Genomic DNA, 18,952 nt, shown 5'->3' with positions numbered 1-18,952 from the left:
CCCTGCGGCGTCGGTCGTCCTCAAGGCGACCGACGCCGCGTGGCGGTCGTCCGAAAGGGGTACGGCTCGTCCGCCCGTGATCATCCCTGGGGCCGGTGAATCCGCACCGGCCCCAGGCCTACTGTTGGTGGTACCGGCCCGTAGTAGCGGGACGGCCCGAACCACCTCCAGTCAAAGGACGCCCCATGATCGAGGCCCAGGCCCTCTCGAAGCGGTACGGCGCGAAGACCGCCGTCGACGCCGTCTCCTTCACCGTGCAGCCCGGCAAGGTGACGGGCTTCCTCGGCCCGAACGGCGCCGGCAAGTCCACCACCATGCGCATGATCGTGGGCCTGGACAACCCCAGCGGCGGCCGGGTGACCGTCAACGGTCAGCCCTACGCCCAGCACCGCGCACCGCTCCGCGAAGTGGGTGCGCTGCTCGATGCCAAGGCCGTCCACACCAAGCGCTCGGCGTACAACCACCTCCGCGCGATGGCGGCGACGCACGGCATCCCGAACAGCCGGGTCAGGGAGGTCATCGAGCTCACGGGACTCGGTCCCGTCGCCCGGAAGAGGGTGGGCGGGTTCTCCCTCGGCATGGGCCAGCGCCTCGGGATCGCGGCGGCCCTCCTCGGTGACCCCCATACGGTCATCCTCGACGAGCCCGTCAACGGCCTGGACCCGGAAGGTGTCCAGTGGGTGCGCCACCTCGCGAGGGGCCTCGCCTCCGAGGGCCGCACCGTCTTCCTCTCCTCCCACCTCATGTCGGAGATGGCCCTGACCGCCGACCACCTCATCGTCATCGGCCGCGGCCGCATCATCGCCGACGCCCCCATCCAGTCGATCATCGACGGCCAGGGCAAGGTGCGCGTGCGGGTCCGCGCCGACCGGCCGCAGGACCTCCTCGGCGGCCTCGCCGGCGAGGGCGTGTCCTCGCAGGTCCTCGAGCCGGAACTGGTCGAGATCACCGGCGTCGAACCGCGCCGCATCGCAGAGATCGCCCTCCGGGAGCGTGTCCTGGTCTATGAACTCACCCCGCTCCAGGTGTCCCTCGAGGACGCCTACATGGAGCTCACCCAGACCGAGGTCGAGTACCACTCGCACGACCTCCCCACCGCCGCTCAGGCTGCCGCACCAGTGGAAGGACGCTGACCATGGCAACGTCGACCTCACCCGCCCCCACCCAGCAGCGGCCCCGGCCGCAGCGTGATGCCGGCTCGGGCGTGAACTTCGGCCGGGTGCTGAAATCCGAATGGATCAAGGTCACCACCGTCCCCTCGACCGTCATCCTCATCGTCTCCACCGTCGTGGTGATGGTGGGACTCGCCGCGCTCTTCGCCTGGTCACTGTCCGTCATGGCGCAGTCCGCCGGCGATCCGGGCGTGCCGGCGGAGTTCCAGGCACCCACGGAAGGCCCGGGGAGCGCGGCGTTCGAAGCCCTGACGACGCCGTCGTCGGGCCTGGTATTCGGGCAACTGCTCATCGCGTCGCTCGCCGTGGTCCTCATCGCCTCGGAGTGGACCACCGGCATGATCCGCTCGACGATGGTCGCCGTGCCGAAACGCACCCCTGCGCTGCTGGCGAAGACCGTCATCGTCGCGGTCGTCGCCTTCGTCGTAGGCTTCGGTAGCGCACTGATGTCCTACCTCGTCGCCCAGCCCATCCTCGGGGGAGAGGATCTCGACTTCGCCCTCACGGAGGACGGCGTCCTCGCAAGCGTCATCAACACCGGGACCTTCCTCGCTCTCGTGGCGGTGATCTCGATGTCGATCGGGATCCTGCTGCGCAACACGGCCGGAGGCGTGGTGACGGCGGTCGGCATCTTCTTCGTGCTGCCGATCATCGTGCAGCTCATCTCGGGGCTCGCCGACTGGATCCCCGATGCAGCGCGGTTCCTCCCCGGAGACGCGGGGACGCAGATGGTCGCCGTGACGACGGCAGAGGATGCGCTGACCCAGTGGGAGGGCGGTCTCGTCATGGGTGCCTGGGCCCTGGTGCTCCTGGTCCTCGCCCTCGTCGTCGCGAAGAAGCGGGACGTCTAGGAACGCCCGACGCCTCATGGACCTGACCCTTGAGTGAGACCCACCCGATGAGGGAGACCGCGGAGCGCAGCACCGCGGTCTCCTTCACGGAGCTCAACGCCCGCCGGCTGGGTCCGTTCCGGCGGTTCTTCCGCAGGCATCCGCGGGCCATGGACGCCGTGGTCGTCGTGGTGTTCGTGCTCTTCGGCTTCCCCGGCGCGCTCCTGCTGATCATCGACTCCGGGAACTGGATCGGCCTCCCGGGTGTCGTGCTGTCGGCCGCCGCACTGGCGTTCCGGCGCGACCGGCCCCTGCTCGTCCTCGCGTTCGTCGCCGTCCTCGACGTCCCGGTCAGCATCCTGACCGAGGGCACGGGCAGCAGCGGTGTGGCGACGATGTTCGCCCTGTACACGGTCGCCTCCACTTACCCGCTGCGGCCGGTGCTCGTCGCGGCGGCTGCGGCGACCGTCCTGTCCGTCAGCGCCCTGTTCCTCATCCCGGTCAGCGCGTTCGAGGGCGCCCCGGGCGTCACGTGGCTGCTCAGCGGCTTCATCGTGATGTTCCTCGGGATCGCGGTCGGCGTGGGCATCACGGTGCGGAGGGACCGCGAACACGAGAGCGAGCTGCGCGAGTGGGCCGGCCGCAACGCGGAGCTGGCGTCCGCGGGGGAGAGGAACCGCATCGCGCGGGAGATGCACGACGTCGTCGCGCATTCACTGACGGTCATGGTGGCGCTGTCCGACGGCGCCGCCGTCGTCATGAAGCGGGACCCGGAGCGTGCCGGCGCGGTGCTGCGCGAACTGTCCGGGACCGGCCGCACGGCCCTCGCGGACATGCGGAGGGTCCTCGGGGTCCTCCGCGCCGAGGCCGCGAGCGAGACCCTGGAGCCGCTGCCGGCGTCGAGCTCCCTCACGCAGCTCCTCGACGGGTTCCGGGCGGCAGGGCTGCCGCTCAGGGTGACCACGAGCGGGCCGCGACTGCCGGACGATCCCGCGTTCCAGCTGACGGTGTACCGGATCCTGCAGGAATCGCTGACCAACGTCCTGCGGTACGCCAAGGGGGTTACTCTGGTGGACATCTCGATCGCCCGCACCGGGGAGGCGGTCTCCCTGCGCGTCGCCGACGACGGTCGGGGCACCATGGGCCCGGCCGTGTCCCTCGGCTCGGGCCAGGGCATCGCCGGCATGCGGGAGCGGGCCGCCATCTATGCCGGTTCGGTGGACGTCGGGGTCCGCCCGTCGGGCGGCTGGGCCGTGGAGGTCCGATTGACAGTCCCCGACGCCGAAGGCGGCACGGGAAACCCACGGGGGAAAGAGAAAGATGACCACGCACCACAGCACGCAGGGCACACCCATCAGGGTTCTGCTCGCTGACGACCAGCCCCTGCTGAGGATGGGCTTCCGGCTGATCCTCGAGGGCGAGCCGGATCTCGAGATCGCCGGCGAGGCGTCGACCGGCGCCGAGGCCGTCCGCCTCACCGCGGAACTGACGCCGGACGTGGTGCTCATGGACGTCCGGATGCCCTTCGGGGACGGGATCGAGGCCACCCGCCAGATCACGGCGTCGGCCTCCGGCTCACGCATCATCATCCTGACCACCTTCGACCTGGACGAGTACGCGTTCTCCGGCCTGCAGGCGGGGGCGTCGGCGTTCCTGCTGAAGGACGTGGCCCCCGAGGACCTGGTGCACGCGGTGCGGATCGTCGCGAGCGGTGACGCCGTCGTCGCCCCGCGCGTCACCCAGCGGCTGCTCGAGACCTATGTGCGCTCGCTACCGCCGGCGCACCTGACGGCGGCCGTGCCGGACCGGCGGCTCGCCGAGCTGACGCCGCGGGAGCGGGAGGTGCTCGAGGCGATCGCCGGGGGCCTCTCGAACGCCGAGCTGGCGGCGCGCTTCTTCCTGTCGGAGGCCACGATCAAGACCCACGTGCGGCGTATCCTCACGAAGCTGGACCTGCGGGACCGCGTGCAGGCCGTGGTGTATGCCTACGAGAACGGGATCGTGGTGCCGGGGCCCGCGCACTGACGCTCCCGCAGAGGGATCAGGGGCAGGTGAGGACCCGCTCGGCGTTCTGCCCGATCCAGGACCCGACGTTCGCGCGGATACGCAGCGTGTAATTGCCCACCGATGTGGAGGTACGTGTGATCGTGGTCGCTCGAGTCGTCGCCGGAAGATTGTTCGTCGTCACCTGCCCATTCGGGGCGGTGAGCGTCACGGTGTAGCCCGTGGCGCGGCTGACGGCGCCGAAATCGGAGATCGTCACCGTCATCGATGTCCTGGCCGATGTGCAGGAGTAGTTGCCGGTCAGGCTCGCCGGAGCCGGGATGGCGTAGGTTCCGACGGTCACGGGTGCCGACGCGGCGTCGGAGAAGGCGGCCTGGGCAACTGTCGGCGCCCACATGAAGACCAGGACGGTGATGAGAACCCGCACGAGGAAGCGGACCCGGCGAAGGTGGCGTGGGCCGTGCTGCTGGTTCATGGTCGTCCTTCCTCGTCAGGGATGCGTCAGGGATGCGTCAGGGATGCGTCAGGGATGCGTCGTGGAACGCCGAGGTCCCTGGTGCCCCGGGAATCTCCGGGGCAGCAGGGACCGTGGGGGTCAGCGGCTGGTGGCTGCGCGCTGGGTGGCGGTGAAGGCCAGGCTCACGGTGCTGGTGAGGTTCTGGAAGGTGTTGCCGGCGGTGGTGGGCAGCGTCGCGGTGACGCGGAGGTTGTCGGCCTTGGCGGTGGTGATGGACTGCAGGTTGTTCAGGACCACGTCGGTGCCGATGATCTGGCGGGGTGCCAGGACCTGCGTGGTGGTGCCGGCGCAGGTGTAGGTGTAGGCGGGTGCGGTGCCGGCTTCGGTCCAGGGGACGGTGCAGGCGTCGACGGTGAGCTGGAGGCCGTTGAGGGCGTCGGTGGTGAGCAGGGTGGCGGTGCCGACGGGGGCGGTGGTGAGGGTCACGCCGCCGAAGTTCTGGTTGCCGGTGTTGCTGAGGGTGACCGCGCGCTGGATGGAGTCGCCGGGGACGACGCCGGTCGCGGCGACGGAGAGGCGGTTGGCGGCGGTGCCGTCGGCGCCGAGCTTGACGTCCACGGTGCCGGCGGTGACGGTCTCGCTGGCGGAGGTGGTGGAGGTGAAGGAACCATAGGTGCCCAGGCCGGCGACGGAGGCTGCGACTCCCAGCAGGGCGACGGAGGCCAGGACCTTGCCGGAGGTGGACTTCATGCTGATGCGGGAGGTGCGAGCGGTGCGTGCCATGGTGAGACCCTTTTCCTGGAACCTGGTGGTGTGTCCTCCGGCACCCCCAGTGGGTCCCGGTTCTTCTGGTATCCACTCTGATGGCCGAAGCTAAACCGCAGCGCGCGTTTCCCGCGCATCCTCGGCGAAGGAAATCCGAAGACCGTACCGAGACCGAAGAAAAGGTGAAGCGCGACTGAAGCCACGGTGCCCGGCGGGTCCCCGTGCGTTTCTGGTTGAATCGGAGGATGACCTCAGCACCCGCGCACATCCAGGACCTCGGCGCCTACGTCGCGGCGTCGCCGTCGAGCTTCCACGCCGTCAGGGAGGGCGGGCGCCGCCTCGCGGCCGCCGGTTTCCGGGAGCTGGCGGAGCAGGACGCCTGGGAGGGCGGCGCGGGCCGGTACTTCGTCGTCCGCGACGGCGCGCTCATCGCCTGGACGGTCCCCACGGGTGCGGGCCCCACCACCGGTTTCCACATCCTCGGCGCCCACACCGATTCGCCGTCGTTCAAGCTCAAGCCGCGCCCCACCACGGGGAAGTACGGCTGGCTGCAGGCCGGAGTCGAGGTGTACGGCGGGCCCCTCCTCAACTCCTGGCTCGACCGCGAGCTCGCGCTCGCCGGCCGGCTGACCCTGCGCGACGGCAGTGAGCACCTCGTGGCCACCGGGCCGCTGCTGCGCTTCCCGCAGCTCGCCATCCACCTCGATCGCGCCGTCAACGACGGCCTGAGCCTCGACAAGCAGCGCCACATGAACCCGGTGTGGGGTCTGGGCGACCCGGCGGACGCCGACCTCCTCGGGCTCCTCGCCGATAGCGCCGGGATCGACCCGCGGGAGGTCGGTGGATTCGACGTCGTCGTCGCCGACACGCAGGAACCGCGGGTCTTCGGTGCGCAGGGGGAGTTCTTCGCCTCCGGCAGGCTCGACAACCTCTCCTCCGTGCATGCCGGCCTCACGGCGATCATCGCCGCGGCGTCGGACGAGCGGGCGGACGGTCCCATCGCGGTGCTCGCGGCGTTCGACCACGAGGAGGTGGGCAGCGGGTCCCGCTCCGGTGCGAGCGGACCGTTCCTCGAGGATCTGCTGCTGCGCATCTCGCTCTGCCTCGGGGCGGGGACGGAGGAGCGCCTGCGTGCGCTGGCGTCGTCGTTCTGCGTGTCCGCGGATGCGGGGCACGCCGTGCACCCCAACTACGCGGAGCGGCACGACCCGGCGAACCTGCCCGTCCTCAACGGCGGGCCGCTCCTGAAGATCAACGCCAACCAGCGGTACACCACGGACGCGCCCGGCGCTGCCTTCTGGGCCGAGCTGTGCCGCGCGAGCGGCGTGCCCTATCAGGAGTTCGTGTCCAACAACGTGATGCCCTGCGGGTCCACCATCGGCCCGCTCACGGCCACGAGGCTCGGCATCCGCACGGTCGACGTCGGAACACCCCTGCTGTCGATGCACTCGGCGCGTGAACTCTGCGGCGTCGACGATCCCGGGCACCTCGCCACGGCCACCGCCACGTTCTTCCGCGGCGGCCGGTAGGGCGGGAATTCGTCACCGCGGGATCGTCCGGTAGCATTGATACGTCTGTGCCACAGCCCGCCGGCGGTAAATACCGCGGACGGCGGCCGGACCAACGCTAAAGAACCTCCTGTTGCGGAAAGACCGCGACCGCTCAGCCCAGAGGAGGTGGGTTCACACATGCGTGCATATGAATTGATGGTAATCATCGACCCCGATGTCGAGGAACGCTCCATCGACCCGACACTCGAGAAGTTCCTCAATGTCGTCCGCAACGGCGGCGGCACTGTGGACAAGGTGGATATCTGGGGACGCCGGCGCCTTGCGTACGAGATCCAGAAGAAGACCGAGGGCATCTACGCCGTCGTCAACTTCACCGCGACCCCGGCCGTTGCCTCCGAGCTCGACCGCCTGCTGAGCCTCAACGAGACGATCATGCGCACCAAGATCATCCGCCCCGAGGAGCAGAAGGTTTCCGCCGAGTAGTCTCGGCAGATCCCTCATCCATCCATCCCGCTCCGGCGGGCAGGAACTCAAGGAGGCACCATGGCAGGCGAAACAGTCATCACGGTGATCGGCAACCTCACCAACGACCCCGAACTGCGGTTCACGCCGTCCGGGTCGGCGGTCGCCAACTTCACCATCGCGTCCACTCCTCGCACGTTCGATCGCCAGTCCAACGACTGGAAGGACGGCGAGACGCTGTTCCTCCGCGCGTCGGTATGGCGTGAGGCTGCGGAGAACGTGGCCGAGACCCTGACCAAGGGAACCCGTGTGGTCGCCCAGGGCCGGCTCAAGTCACGTTCGTACGACACCAAAGAGGGCGAGAAGCGCACCGTCATGGAGCTCGAGGTGGACGAAATCGGTCCGTCCCTGCGCTATGCATCCGCGAAGGTCACCCGTACCCAGCGCTCCGGCGGCGGGAACAGTGGCGGCTTCGGCGGCAACTCGGGCGGCAACCAGGGTGGCGGCTTCGGCGGCAACTCCGGTGGCAACCAGGGTGGCGGCTTCGGCGGCGGCCAGCAGTCCAACCAGCCCGCGGACGACCCCTGGGGCGCGCCCTCGGGTGGCGGCTCGCAGGGCTGGGGCAACGGCGCCGACTCCGAGCCTCCCTTCTAGCATTCCCAGGCAGCGCGGTCCCGTTCCCGGGATCCCTGCCGCAGTCACGCGAGTGACTGGTATCTCCCATCCCGCAGAATCGTTCTGCGGGCTCCAAGAGTAAAAGGAGCACCACGATGGCTAAGGCTGAACTCCGTAAGCCCAAACCAAAGTCCAACCCCCTGAAGGCCGCTGACGTCACCGTCATCGACTACAAGGACGTAGCCCTGCTGCGTAAGTTCATTTCCGATCGCGGAAAGATCCGTGCCCGTCGCGTCACCGGCGTGACCGTGCAGGAGCAGCGCAAGATCGCCCAGGCAATCAAGAACGCCCGCGAAGTCGCACTGCTGCCGTACTCCGGCGCCGGCCGCGGCTAGGGAAAGGGACACACAATGTCGAAGCTCATTCTGACCCAGGAAGTCACCGGACTCGGTGCAGCAGGCGACGTCGTCGAGGTGAAGAACGGTTACGCACGTAACTACCTTCTGCCCCGCGGTTTCGCCCTGACGTGGAGCAAGGGTGGCGAGAAGCAGGTCGAGTCGATCAAGGCTGCCCGCTCCGCCCGCGAGCACGCGTCGCTCGAGGACGCCCAGCGCCAGGCGGCGGCCCTCTCGGCCAAGCCCGTCACCCTGACCGTGAAGGCGGGTGGCTCCGGCCGCCTGTTCGGCACCGTCAAGGCCGACGACGTCGCGAAGGCCGTCGAGGCCGCCGGTCTCGGCAAGATCGACAAGCGCAAGGTCGAACTCCCGGCTCACATCAAGTCGGTCGGCTCGTACCAGGCCAACGTCCGTCTCCACGAGGACGTCGCAGCCGTCATCGACCTGGACGTCGTCGCCAGCTAGGGAAGCCGGGCTCCCGGACCCGCGAAGCGGCTCCGGGAGCGAGGCCGGCGGCATGACCGGCCGGCCTCACCGGGTTCATCAGGAAGCCCCCGCCATTGGCGGGGGCTTCCTGCGTTGGTAGCCGGGGCCGCAGTGGCCGTCCACTCCCGCGCCGGCCCACCCCCGCGCCGGCCTTTCCATGGCCCCGACGGTATGCAGCTCCTGAGACATGCCCGGCGGCGACTTCTCGGCTTCGCGTACCCTCGGAAGGGGTGCCCTGCAGTTCATACGCCCTCGTCCGGGGTCCGCATGATCCGGCACACGTCGACAGGACACGTGGCAGTACGGGCATATGGGCTCGTAGGCGTTCGCCGCGACCTCGAACCGGGAGTTGTCAACAGCGCCCCTGTGGATGGAGTGGCCAGGAAAATAGTTTTGATCCACACCCGGGGGATAACGTTCCCGCAGGTCAGAGGCCCTTTTGCCGGGAATGGGAAGTACTGTCCACAGGGTTGTCCCCATCCTGTGCACAAGATACGGCCTGCAATCCACAGCATCCTCCCACTTACCCACACCCCCTGTTGGGTTGGCGCTTTGCCGCCTCCGATCGGGGGACTACCGTAGCCGGAGATTCCCAATAGTGAGGGCGCCGGGTGATAGGCCTGTCCTGTCAGACCAGCCCCGGGAACCCGGTGGTCCGCTCTGGCGAACACCGCTTCAGCAGCAGGAGAGAGGCCCTTCAGTGTCCCTGGCACATGCAGATTCATCGACGGACACACGTAGCCCGGAGTTCTCACGCACGCCTCCGCAGGACCTCGTCGCGGAGCAGTCGGTCCTCGGGGGGATGATGCTCTCGAAGGACGCCATCGCCGACTGTGTCGAGGTCCTTCGCGGGCTCGACTTCTACCGGCCGGCGCACGAGAGCATCTACGAGGCGATCATCGACCTCTACGGCCGCGGCGAGCCGGCGGATGCCGTGACGGTGTCGGACGAGCTGACCAAGCGTGGCGAGATCTCGCGCATCGGCGGCCCCGCCTACCTCCACACGCTCATCCAGTCCGTGCCCACGGCCGCCAATGCGGGGTTCTACGCGGAGATCGTGCGCGAGCGCGCCGTCCTCCGCCGCCTGGTGGACGCCGGCACCAAGATCGTGCAGCTCGGCTACTCCAACGACGGCGAGGTGGACGACCTCGTCAACGCCGCGCAGGCCGAGGTGTACGCGGTAGCAGAGCGCCGCACCGCGGAGGACTACGTCGCCCTGAAGGACATCATCGAGGGGACCGTCGACGAGATCGAGTCCGCGGGTCACCGTGGAGAGGGTATGACGGGCGTGCCCACGGGCTTCTACGAACTCGACGAACTGACGCAGGGGCTGCACGGCGGTCAGATGATCGTCGTGGCCGCGCGTCCCGCGATGGGCAAGTCCACGTTCGCGCTCGACTGGGCGCGGTCGGCGGCCATCAAGCACAACATGGCCACGGTGTTCTTCTCCCTCGAGATGGGCCGGAACGAGATCGCCATGCGCCTGCTCTCGGCCGAGGCGACCATCGGTCTCCAGGACCTGCGCAAGGGCACCATCAAGGACGAGCAGTGGGGCAAGATCGCCACCACGATGGGTCGCATGAACGACGCCCCGCTGTTCATCGACGACAGCCCGAACATGTCGCTCATGGAGATCCGGGCGAAGTGCCGGCGGCTCAAGCAGCGGCACGACCTCAAGCTCGTGGTGCTGGACTACCTGCAGCTGATGTCCTCCGGCAAGCGGGTGGAATCCCGCCAGCAGGAAGTGTCGGAGTTCTCACGGGCACTCAAGCTGCTGGCGAAGGAACTCAACGTCCCCGTCGTCGCGCTGTCCCAGCTCAACCGAGGATCCGAGCAGAGGACCGACAAGCGTCCCCAGGTCTCGGACCTCCGCGAGTCCGGTTCGATCGAGCAGGACGCCGACATGGTGATCCTGCTGCACCGTGACGACGTCTACGATAAGGAGTCGGCGCGCGCCGGCGAGGCGGACGTCATTGTCGCGAAGCACCGTAATGGCCCGACCAAGACCCTGGTGGTCGGTTTCCAAGGCCATTACTCGCGCTTCAACAACATGGCTGCGGACGGCGGCGGCTACTAGTCCTTCTTCGGACCGAGCTCGTTGATGACGGTCTTGAGGCGGTCTCGCAGGTCCTGCGAGGCGAGGCCGTCCTCGGCCATCAGTTCGTTCTCGATGTTCTTCGCCCGCTCCAGGGCTTTCAGCCCGGCCGAGGTGATGGTGATCCGCTGACTGCGGCGGTCCGCTGTGTTGCGGAGGCGCGTCACCAGACCGCGCTTCTCGAGGCGGTCCAATGTGCGTCCCACGGTCTGTGCCTGCACATGGACGAGTTGAGCCAGGCGGACGCCCGTCAGGGTCCCCTCCCGCTCCAGCACTCCCAATGTGGTCAGTCCCGCGTGCGTTATGCCGATGCCCAGGAGTTTCTCGTTCCATGAGTGCTCGACGATGCGGGCCGCGGTCGTGAGCAGGCGGCTGGTCGACCAATCGTTCAACTCCGGCACGATGGCGTGTCCTTCCCCTTGGTTCTTACGCGGTGAATTCCCTTGCTCACTACTTACTGTAGACAACTTTGCCCTAAATAGACAGCATGCTTATTATTGGTCGGGGTGGGGCCGGCTCTGCCGGAGCCCGTGTGCGCCGGAGTGGCCCATCGGGGCCGGACCGGAAAGACGGGAGGGCCCGGAGCGCAGCTCCGGGCCCTCCTCGCGTCGGCAGGTACTACTTAGAGGTTCTTGCCGTGACGGGTGTCATCCGCGCCCTCGACTTCGATCTCTTCCTTGCGGACTTCGCCGCTGACCGTCTCGTTGGTGGTGACGGTCTCCTTGTCGAGGCGCACTCGCTCGACGGGGACGGCTTCCTTCTCGACGACGGGACGCTCGGCGTGGAGGACGACTTCGTGCTCCTCCTCGCTGATGGCCGGTCCGTCGTACGCGTCGCCGCGGTTGGCATCCGTGATGGGCTCGCGCTCCACACGGACTTCCTCGCGGCTGACGGGGACGGTCTGTGTGACGTTCTCGGTGACGACGTACTTGCGCAGGCGTGCGCGGCCGGCTTCGCGTCGCTCGGTGCCGACGTGGAGCTGCTCCTCCGAGCGGGTCATCGCATCGTCGGTCGTGGGGCCGGAGGTGTCATGGCCCACGGTGTCGCGGGCGGTGTCGCGGCCCGTGCTCGTGTCGGTGTCCGAGAAGGTGTTCGTCGTGTCGCCGACGCCGGTGTGGCGACCGGAGTGCGTGTCGATGTCCACGTCGCGGTCGCCGTGGCCGACGGTGCCGGTGCCGGTGCCGGTGCCGGTGGTGTCCGTCGTCGTCGTGTCGGTGTAGCCGCTGGTGCCGCCGCCGATCTCGTAGTGACGGTAGAGGCGGTCCTCCTCCTCGGGGCTCAGGTTTCCGTCGGACTCGACCCGGGGGGCGTCCTTCACCTGGTGCTTCGAGTAGGGTACGCGGACGTCATGGCCCTCGACGTCTGCGCCCTGCAGGGGGACGAACGACTCGGACGTGCCGAACAGGCCCGTCTTGGCCGTGACCCAGCTGGGCTCGCCCGTCTGGTCGTCCAGGTAGACCTGTCCGATCGAGCCGATCTTCTCGCCATCCGAACCGAGGACGTTGCCGCCGTTACCGAGCAGGGTATCGATGTGTTCCTGAGTAATCATTTCCTTCTCCTTCTGAGCAATCTCATGCGAGGGGTATGGAATTCTCGGCTGTAGGTTCCGTCAGGGCCGAAGCCCGTGCGAACCACCGGCCTCTAGAGTAAGCACACTTAGTAGTTAATTGGAAGCAGGCTTAGCGTCCGGGTGGGGCGACCGGGTGGTCGACCCAGGCCGTGCGGGCACGATCGAGGTCCGTCGCCGCGCGGTTTTCGTGCCGCCGTCCGCTTCCGTATGATGGCAAGAAGGTCCAGCCACCGGCCGAACATTCACGAATCGAGCCAGTGCATGGGTCCCATGCGGAGCAGCCCCCCGAGACGTCCGGCACCGCCGGGCGCCGCCGCACGGAACCCGTCGGGCGGCGGGTGGAGCGGTTCCCCGGGGCCGGCCGGCCGGCCGGTTCGCCGAGCCCCTGAAAGGGCAACCATGCACACTGAACGGCACCCGCACCTCAACGATGTCCTGATCGCCGCAGCGGATCTCGAGGACGCCGAATTCCACCGTGACAGGCTCGCCCTGGCCTGCGGCGCCGCGATCCGGCAGGCCCTCGCCGGCGGTTTCTTGTACCCGCAGATCGCCCAGGCTGCGAACATGACCGAATCGGAGGTGCGCCGCCATGCCGAGGCGCCATCCGTCGGACCGGAGGTCCCCGTGGACTTCGTCGCCCTCGCGACACCGTCCCTGGCAGCGCATCCCTCCCTGTCCCTCACGCCGTCGCTGACGGATGGGACACAGCCGCACGAGGATCACGGACTGATCGACCTGTCCGGCAGTGCCTCCCGCGAGCCCGATGCCGCGCTCTGATGGTGCTTCCGGTCCGGCCGGACCGCAGGGTGCAACGGCCCTGCTGATCATCGACATGCAGAACGCCTTCTTCGAGGACGAGAAGCTGGCCCGCGTGCAGCAGCCGCTGGTGGGAGCGTGCAACAACCTGATCGACGCCGCGCGCCGGGGCGGAGCGCCCGTCATCGTGGCACGCACCGAGCACCTCAGCGACCGCTCCACGTGGACCCTCTCCATGCTCGACGACGACCAGGGGTTCATCTTCGAGGGCTCCCATCAGGCCGACGTCCTGGACGGCCTGCGCGTGGACGGGCTGGAGACCGTGACGAAGACCCGCGACAGCGCGTTCTTCGGCACGCACCTCGCCACGCGCCTCCGGACCCTGGGGGTGGAGCGGCTCGTCCTGGCGGGGGTGTCCACGCACAACTGCGTGGCGCACACCGGGGCGGATGCCTTCGCCCACGACTTCCGTGTCAGCTATGCGCTCGATGCGATCGGCAGCACCAACGACCAGTACGCCGAAGCGATGCTCGAGATCCTGTCGGTCGAATACCGGCAGGGCATCGTCGGACAGGCGGAGGCCGAGGCGCTCCTCGGCTGACCGGCGCTGTGGAACGACGGAAGGCCACCGGCGATGAACCGGTGGCCTTCCGTTCGGATCGACGTGGTCAGCTCTGCTGGACGGTCGACTTCGCGTCCTGCGCGCTGCCCTTGACGTCACTGGCAGCCTGCTGGCCCTCACCCTTGACGGTCTGGACCGAGTCGGCGGCCGACTCCTTGACGGACTGCACGGCCTCCTGCACGGGCTCCCGGACATCCTCGACGACCTGCTTGGCAGCCTCGGTCACCTTGTCCTTCAGCGGAGCGGCCTGCTCCTTGAGCTGCGATGCTGCCTGCTGCTCCTTCTCGCTGGCCGGGATGATGCTGGCCACGAGCAGGCCGAGCCCGAAGGCGATGAGGCCTGCGGCGAGCGGGTTGCCGGCAGCCTTGCTGCTCAGCTGGCGGGGTGCACCCTGGACGACCTGCCCGGCATGATGCGCCTTGTCCTTTGCGGATCCACCGGCGGACTGGGCGCTGCCCACACCGCTGCCGATCCCGCTTCCAGCCTTGTCCTTGACGTGCCCGGCCTTGTCGGCGACCGTGTCCTTCACGTCCTCGGCCTTGCCGAGCACGGAATCCTTGACGTCCTCGGCCTTGCCCATGACGGTCTCCTTCACGTTGCTGAAGCTGTGCTTGACCTTCTCGGTCTGGCGATGCGCGATGTTCGCCGGGTTCACTTTGTCCGCCACGGCGTCGACGTCGGTTCCCAGCTCCTGGCGGGTGCGTTCGATATCTGCGCGGATCTCGTCTGGTGTCTGGCTCATCGTGTCTGCTCACCTGGTTTCAGTGTCGGCGGAATCTCTTTGACGGTCTCCGCTGTCTGGGGGAGACCCTTGACTTTCTTGACTTCCTTCTTGCCCTGCAGCGCGAGCACCGCGGCGATGATGCCCCAGATGACGGCCACGATGAGGGCGGCCCAGCCGAGGGGCATGAGCGCTCCGAGTCCCCACATCAGTGCGAGGGAGAGGAACAGGAGGACGAAGTGACCGCCGACCGCGGCGCCGGCGAACATGCCCGCGCCCTTTCCGGCGTTCTTCGCCGATTCGGTCGCCTCGGCCTTCGCCAGGGCCACCTCCTGGCGCATGAGCTTGGAGAGGTCCTTGGTCACCTCCCCGAGGAGTTCGCCCACCGAGGCGTTGGCGGAGCGCTGCTCCGCCTCCGTCGGCAGGGGTGCGGCGGCCTGATGGGCGCCGCCCTGGTGGGCACCGCCCACGTATGCCTCACTCATCAGCGCAGGCTCCCGTCATTCGGCAGGGTGCCCACGGGAGGGGTTCCCGGCGGGATGGTGGGGTAGTCGTCGGTGGGGTCGACGAAGGCCGGGTTGGACCCGGCGACGTGCTGACCGCGGGTGGTCTCGCCGAAGCCGGCGGTCGCGGGGGTGCCGCTGTAGGCGTCGGAGTCCACCTCGGTGTAGCCCGGGTAGGTACCGGTCGCAGTGCCGGTCGACGTGCCGGTCGATGTGAAGCCCTGACCGCCCGGGGTGCTGTCGGAGCGGTTGCCGGTCAGGCCGCGGGTCAGGCGACCGACCACGAGGCCGGTGCCGGCGGCGATGGCGAGGAAGGTGCCGGGCTTGCGGCGGGCGAAGGCCTTGACGTCCTCGAGGATGTCGGCGGCGTCACGGCCTTCGAGCCAGCTAGCGGCGGTGTCGGTGCGCTGCGAGGCCTGCTGCACGACGTTGGACACCATGTGGTTGTCCGACTTGTCGGCCATGGACTTCAGCTCGTTCGCGATCCCGCGGATGCCCTCGGTGATCTTCTGCTGCTGTGTACCGGCCTGGCTCTTGACCTCGGAGGTCACCGTACCGAGCAGATTCTTGGCCTGCGAGCCGGCCTCCGCGGCCACCGTCTTCGCCTCGGCGGCGGCGGTGCCTGCCACGTTCTTGGCCGCTTCCTTGCCCTCCTGGCCGACCTGCTTGGCCTGATCCTTGGCGACGGACTTCTTGGAGTCGTCGGCGCCGGTGTTACCGCCGGTGGTGCCGAGCTCGGTTGCGCCGAGGTTCGACGTGGACGACTCGTTGCCGGTCGTGGAGGGAACCAGGGGATCCTGCGGCCAATTCTGCGTAGTCATGATCTTCCTAACGTTGATATTGCCGTAATGCGGACCATCCACGGTGTGGATCGATACGATGGTCCGCATCTCGTGCTGGATCTGTCACTGAAGCTAAGCATGCTTACCTTCCTCCGTGCAAGCCCTTTCTGGAGATTCCGCAACTTCTAAATAAGTAGACTTAGTATCTTCCGAAAATCGTAGGGGCGCTCGTACGGTCGAAACAAGAGGACCGCCCGCGGCCGCTTCAAGAAGGAGCGGGCCAAGCCCGGGCGGCCCCTACGTGGGGAGGTTCAATCCGTGTTTTTCCACAAGCAGGAGCTCCAGTACAAGGCGACCCCGGACAAGCCGGACGCGATCTACGCGCGGAAGCTTCAGGAGGTCCTCGGCGGCCAGTACGGCGAGATCACCGTGGCCCTGCAGTACAGCTTCCAGGCCTGGAACGCCCACATCCCCGGTAAGTACCGCGATCTGCTCTTCGGGATCGGGGCCGAGGAGATGGGGCACGTCGAGATGCTCGCGACGATGATCGCGCAGCTCCTCGAAAAGTCCCCTCTCGGAATCACCGAGGAAGCGGTCCAGTCCGACCCGGCCGTCGCAGCGGTCATCGGCGGGACGGACATGCAGCACGCCATCGTCGCCGGCGCCGGCGCCCGTGCCGTGGACAGCATGGGAAACCCCTGGCAGGGCAGCTACATCACCGCCAGCGGCAACCTGCTCGCCGATTTCACCGCGAACGCCAACGCGGAGATGCAGGGCCGGCTCCAGGTGGCGCGGCTGTACCACATGACCGATGACCACGGGGTCCGGGACATGCTGTCCTTCCTGCTGGCCAGGGACACCATGCACCAGAACCAGTGGACCGCGGCCGCGCGGGAACTCCAGGAGGAGAAGTTGGAAGAGCTGCCCGTGCCGAGCAACTTCCCCCTCAAGAAGGAACTGCGCGAGGTGTCCTACCAGTACCTCAACTTCTCCGACGGCAAGACGGCGTCGCAGGGCAGCTGGGCCTCCGGTCCCACACCGGACGGCAAGGGCGAGTTCACGTACCACGAGGGCCCGACGACCTCGGCCCCGATGCCGCCGGCCACGCATCCCGATGCACGCTTCTACGGCACCACGGAGATCCCGAACACCGTCGAGAAGATGGCCGGCACCGTGCAGGACAAACTGAACCGCGAATAACCGTTCGCATACAGAAGAGAAGGAGACCCTGATGACAAATACGAACGACCGGACCAGGGCCGGCGGCCGGACGACCCTGCAGCGCGCCGCACAGGCGATGGGGGTCGTGTTCCTGCTCGTCGGAATCCTGGGGTTCATCCCGGGCATCACCTCGAACTACGGGACCCTGCAGTTCGCCGGCCATCAGTCGGGGGCGCTGCTGCTCGGGATCTTCCAGGTCTCGATCCTGCACAACATCGTCCACCTCCTGTTCGGCGTCGCCGGTCTCGCCATGGCGAAGACCGTCTCCGGCTCGAGGAACTACCTGCTGGGCGGCGGCATCATCTACGCCATCCTGTGGATCTACGGGCTCGTCATCGGGCAGGACTCGTCGGCCAACTTCGTCCCGCTGAACACCGCGGACAACTGGCTGCACTTCATCCTGGCCGTCGCCATGATCGGGCTCGCACTCGCCCTGAGCCGTGGCGCCCGGGACAGGTCGGCGCGCACCTAGACGCGGCGCCCGTGGCAGCGGGCGGCACGACGCTCCCGGATCCTTCGTCCGGGAGCAGGATCATCGACGCCGGACCGGCGGCACCCCTGGTGCCGCGGGTCCGGCGTCGTCGCGTCAATCCTGTTCCGGGCCCCACGTCGGAGGAGGGAAGTAGGCTTGGCATCGATGCCCGGCCCAGCGGGTCAACCCGACAGAAGAGGTCCTCGATGAAGCAACCCTCACCCCGCGGCGAAGCCAGCGCCCTGCTCCTGGCCGTCATCGCCGGCACCGTGGAATCAGGGCAGGAAGCCCTCTCGCGCCTCGAGGCCGTGGTCGAGGACGCCCTGGCCCGGACCCCGGACATCCTCCACGACGACGACCTCCAGCTCGCGCTCTTCTGCCTCTACGAGCTGCACTACAGCGGCATCGACGGGGCGGCCGACGAGTGGGAGTGGAACCTCCGGCTGCTGGGCGTGCGGCAGCGCCTCGAGGCGGCCTTCGAGGCCCGGGTCCGTGCCGAGGCGGTCGTCGGCGCGTTGCCGGAGGCCACGAGCGAAGCGGTCTGCGCCGAACTGTTCCGCCTGACCGGCGAGGACTCCGGCCCCAGCATGTCCCGCTTCGTGGCGAAGACCGCATCGAACGACCAGCTGCGCGAGTTCCTCGTCCACAAGTCCGTCTCCCAGCTCCGGGAAGCCGATCCCCATACGTGGGCCATCCCCCGGCTGGCAGGGCGGGCGAAGGCCGCGCTGGTGGAGATCCAGGCCGACGAGTACGGCAACGGCCTGCTTGCGCGCATGCACTCGTCCCTCTTCGCCCGCACCATGCGCGAACTGGGGATGGACGACGCCTACGGCGCCTACCTCGATGCCGCGCCGGCCATCACACTGGCGAACAACAACCTCATGTCCCTCTTCGGGCTCAACCGCCGGCTGCGAGGTGCGATCGTGGGGCACCTCGCCGCCTACGAGATGACGTCCTCCCAGCCCAACCGGCTGTACTCCCGCGGCTTCGCGCGGCTCGGGTACGGTGACGCCGCCACCGCGTACTTCGACGAGCACGTCGAGGCCGACGCCGTGCACGAGCAGATCGCGGGCCGCGACATGGCGGGCGGGCTGGTCGAGTCCGACCCCGCGCTCCTGCCGGACGTCCTGTTCGGAGCTGCGGCGGCTCTCGCCATCGACTCCCTCGTGACGGTGCGGATCATGGCCGCCTGGGAGGAGGGTCGCTCCTCCCTGCGCCCCTCGGAGGTGATGGCCTCATGAGCGAGGGAACCGGGAGCGGGGCGCAGGAGCCGGGCGGCCCTCCGGCGCACGCGCTGAACTCGGGTACCGCCACGCCGGTGTCCGTGGTCGCGTGCCCCAACGGTCCGCTGCTGATCCGCGGGGACTTCGAACTGATCGGGGCCGACGGCAACGAACTGCCCCGCACGCGCCGCACGGTGGCGCTCTGCCGCTGCGGGGCATCGGTGCTGAAACCGTACTGCGACGGCTCGCACAAGCTCACCGGGTTCCGCTCCGACCCCTGAGGTCGGCGT

General features: G+C 68.3%; 23 protein-coding genes. 16 read left to right on the top strand and 7 right to left on the bottom strand.

Annotated elements, in window-relative coordinates:
* Window positions 1-185 precede the first annotated feature (185 nt).
* From V6S67_RS17375 to V6S67_RS17360, 4 genes are read left to right on the top strand one after another with little or no spacing between them, the layout of a single operon-like run.
* The gene (locus V6S67_RS17375) at window positions 186-1,133 is read left to right on the top strand and encodes an ABC transporter ATP-binding protein (protein ID WP_334211428.1); all 948 of its coding nucleotides are present in this window, start codon (window positions 186-188) and stop codon (window positions 1,131-1,133) included.
* 2 nt (window positions 1,134-1,135) lie between these two features.
* A complete protein-coding gene (locus tag V6S67_RS17370) occupies window positions 1,136-2,023 on the top strand; it encodes an ABC transporter permease (RefSeq protein WP_334211427.1) in 888 nt (295 codons plus the stop codon).
* Window positions 2,024-2,052: 29 nt separating this feature from the next.
* Window positions 2,053-3,375, top strand: a complete 1,323-nt coding sequence (locus V6S67_RS17365) for a sensor histidine kinase (protein ID WP_334211426.1) — start codon at window positions 2,053-2,055, stop codon at window positions 3,373-3,375.
* Window positions 3,323-4,027 (top strand): response regulator transcription factor, encoded by a 705-nt coding sequence (locus V6S67_RS17360; RefSeq protein ID WP_334211425.1) that lies wholly within the window; start codon window positions 3,323-3,325, stop codon window positions 4,025-4,027. The genes V6S67_RS17365 and V6S67_RS17360 overlap by 53 nt, the downstream gene beginning before the upstream one ends.
* A 16-nt stretch (window positions 4,028-4,043) precedes the next feature.
* Here the strand turns inward: V6S67_RS17360 and V6S67_RS17355 are convergent, their stop codons facing one another.
* Window positions 4,044-4,481: a hypothetical protein gene (locus tag V6S67_RS17355; RefSeq protein ID WP_334211424.1), complete on the bottom strand. Its 438-nt coding sequence runs from the start codon at window positions 4,479-4,481 to the stop codon at window positions 4,044-4,046.
* A gap of 120 nt (window positions 4,482-4,601) precedes the next feature.
* Window positions 4,602-5,246, bottom strand: a complete 645-nt coding sequence (locus tag V6S67_RS17350; protein WP_334211423.1) for a TasA family protein — start codon at window positions 5,244-5,246, stop codon at window positions 4,602-4,604.
* 227 nt (window positions 5,247-5,473) lie between these two features.
* Here V6S67_RS17350 and V6S67_RS17345 point away from each other — a divergent pair, with 227 nt between their 5' ends.
* The 6 genes from V6S67_RS17345 (at window position 5,474) to dnaB (ending at window position 10,774) form a co-directional block, all read left to right on the top strand.
* Window positions 5,474-6,757, top strand: coding sequence for a M18 family aminopeptidase (locus tag V6S67_RS17345; protein ID WP_334211422.1), 1,284 nt, complete (start codon window positions 5,474-5,476; stop codon window positions 6,755-6,757).
* A 159-nt stretch (window positions 6,758-6,916) separates the two neighbouring features.
* Window positions 6,917-7,222, top strand: a complete 306-nt coding sequence (rpsF, locus tag V6S67_RS17340) for a 30S ribosomal protein S6 (RefSeq protein WP_104051914.1) — start codon at window positions 6,917-6,919, stop codon at window positions 7,220-7,222.
* A gap of 60 nt (window positions 7,223-7,282) precedes the next feature.
* Entirely contained in the window at window positions 7,283-7,855 is a 573-nt protein-coding gene (locus V6S67_RS17335) for a single-stranded DNA-binding protein (RefSeq protein WP_334211421.1), read from the top strand.
* Between the two features lie 116 nt (window positions 7,856-7,971).
* Window positions 7,972-8,211, top strand: coding sequence for a 30S ribosomal protein S18 (gene rpsR / locus V6S67_RS17330; RefSeq protein WP_005273147.1), 240 nt, complete (start codon window positions 7,972-7,974; stop codon window positions 8,209-8,211).
* Between the two features lie 15 nt (window positions 8,212-8,226).
* On the top strand, window positions 8,227-8,676 hold the full coding sequence (gene rplI, locus V6S67_RS17325; RefSeq protein WP_104051916.1) for a 50S ribosomal protein L9: 450 nt from the start codon (window positions 8,227-8,229) through the stop codon (window positions 8,674-8,676).
* A gap of 721 nt (window positions 8,677-9,397) precedes the next feature.
* Window positions 9,398-10,774, top strand: coding sequence for a replicative DNA helicase (dnaB, locus tag V6S67_RS17320; protein WP_104051917.1), 1,377 nt, complete (start codon window positions 9,398-9,400; stop codon window positions 10,772-10,774).
* Here the strand turns inward: dnaB and V6S67_RS17315 are convergent.
* Both V6S67_RS17315 and V6S67_RS17310 read right to left on the bottom strand, forming a co-directional pair.
* Window positions 10,771-11,193, bottom strand: coding sequence for a MarR family winged helix-turn-helix transcriptional regulator (locus V6S67_RS17315; RefSeq protein ID WP_334211420.1), 423 nt, complete (start codon window positions 11,191-11,193; stop codon window positions 10,771-10,773). The genes dnaB and V6S67_RS17315 overlap by 4 nt on opposite strands.
* Before the next feature lie 221 nt (window positions 11,194-11,414).
* A complete protein-coding gene (locus tag V6S67_RS17310) occupies window positions 11,415-12,341 on the bottom strand; it encodes a PRC and DUF2382 domain-containing protein (protein WP_334211419.1) in 927 nt (308 codons plus the stop codon).
* Between the two features lie 420 nt (window positions 12,342-12,761).
* On the opposite strand from V6S67_RS17310, the gene V6S67_RS17305 reads away from it, so the two are divergent.
* Together V6S67_RS17305 and V6S67_RS17300 are read left to right on the top strand one after the other, a co-directional pair.
* Window positions 12,762-13,139, top strand: coding sequence for a hypothetical protein (locus tag V6S67_RS17305; RefSeq protein ID WP_334211418.1), 378 nt, complete (start codon window positions 12,762-12,764; stop codon window positions 13,137-13,139).
* Window positions 13,126-13,719, top strand: coding sequence for a cysteine hydrolase family protein (locus V6S67_RS17300; protein WP_334211417.1), 594 nt, complete (start codon window positions 13,126-13,128; stop codon window positions 13,717-13,719). Before V6S67_RS17305 ends, V6S67_RS17300 begins: the two co-directional genes overlap by 14 nt.
* A 67-nt stretch (window positions 13,720-13,786) precedes the next feature.
* On the opposite strand, the gene V6S67_RS17295 is transcribed toward V6S67_RS17300, so the two are convergent.
* From V6S67_RS17295 to V6S67_RS17285, 3 genes are read right to left on the bottom strand one after another with little or no spacing between them, the layout of a single operon-like run.
* Entirely contained in the window at window positions 13,787-14,482 is a 696-nt protein-coding gene (locus V6S67_RS17295) for a DUF3618 domain-containing protein (protein WP_334211416.1), read from the bottom strand.
* Window positions 14,479-14,946, bottom strand: coding sequence for a phage holin family protein (locus V6S67_RS17290; RefSeq protein ID WP_334211415.1), 468 nt, complete (start codon window positions 14,944-14,946; stop codon window positions 14,479-14,481). The genes V6S67_RS17295 and V6S67_RS17290 overlap by 4 nt, the downstream gene beginning before the upstream one ends.
* Entirely contained in the window at window positions 14,946-15,785 is an 840-nt protein-coding gene (locus tag V6S67_RS17285; RefSeq protein ID WP_334211414.1) for a hypothetical protein, read from the bottom strand. The genes V6S67_RS17290 and V6S67_RS17285 overlap by 1 nt, the downstream gene beginning before the upstream one ends.
* Window positions 15,786-16,064: 279 nt before the next feature.
* On the opposite strand from V6S67_RS17285, the gene V6S67_RS17280 reads away from it, so the two are divergent.
* The 4 genes from V6S67_RS17280 to V6S67_RS17265 all read left to right on the top strand — a co-directional run bounded on the left by V6S67_RS17280 (window position 16,065) and on the right by V6S67_RS17265 (window position 18,943).
* On the top strand, window positions 16,065-16,946 hold the full coding sequence (locus tag V6S67_RS17280) for a manganese catalase family protein (protein ID WP_334211413.1): 882 nt from the start codon (window positions 16,065-16,067) through the stop codon (window positions 16,944-16,946).
* A gap of 31 nt (window positions 16,947-16,977) precedes the next feature.
* A complete protein-coding gene (locus tag V6S67_RS17275) occupies window positions 16,978-17,439 on the top strand; it encodes a DUF4383 domain-containing protein (RefSeq protein ID WP_334211412.1) in 462 nt (153 codons plus the stop codon).
* Window positions 17,440-17,645: 206 nt separating this feature from the next.
* Entirely contained in the window at window positions 17,646-18,680 is a 1,035-nt protein-coding gene (locus V6S67_RS17270; protein ID WP_334211411.1) for an iron-containing redox enzyme family protein, read from the top strand.
* Complete coding sequence (locus tag V6S67_RS17265; protein ID WP_334211410.1) at window positions 18,677-18,943, top strand: CDGSH iron-sulfur domain-containing protein; 267 nt, start codon at window positions 18,677-18,679, stop codon at window positions 18,941-18,943. Before V6S67_RS17270 ends, V6S67_RS17265 begins: the two co-directional genes overlap by 4 nt.
* Window positions 18,944-18,952: the final 9 nt, after the last annotated feature.

Origin of the sequence: Arthrobacter sp. Soc17.1.1.1 (assembly GCF_036867195.1) — a bacterium.
Lineage (GTDB): Bacteria > Actinomycetota > Actinomycetes > Actinomycetales > Micrococcaceae > Arthrobacter_D.
This window is presented reverse-complemented; position numbering and strand designations above follow the sequence as displayed.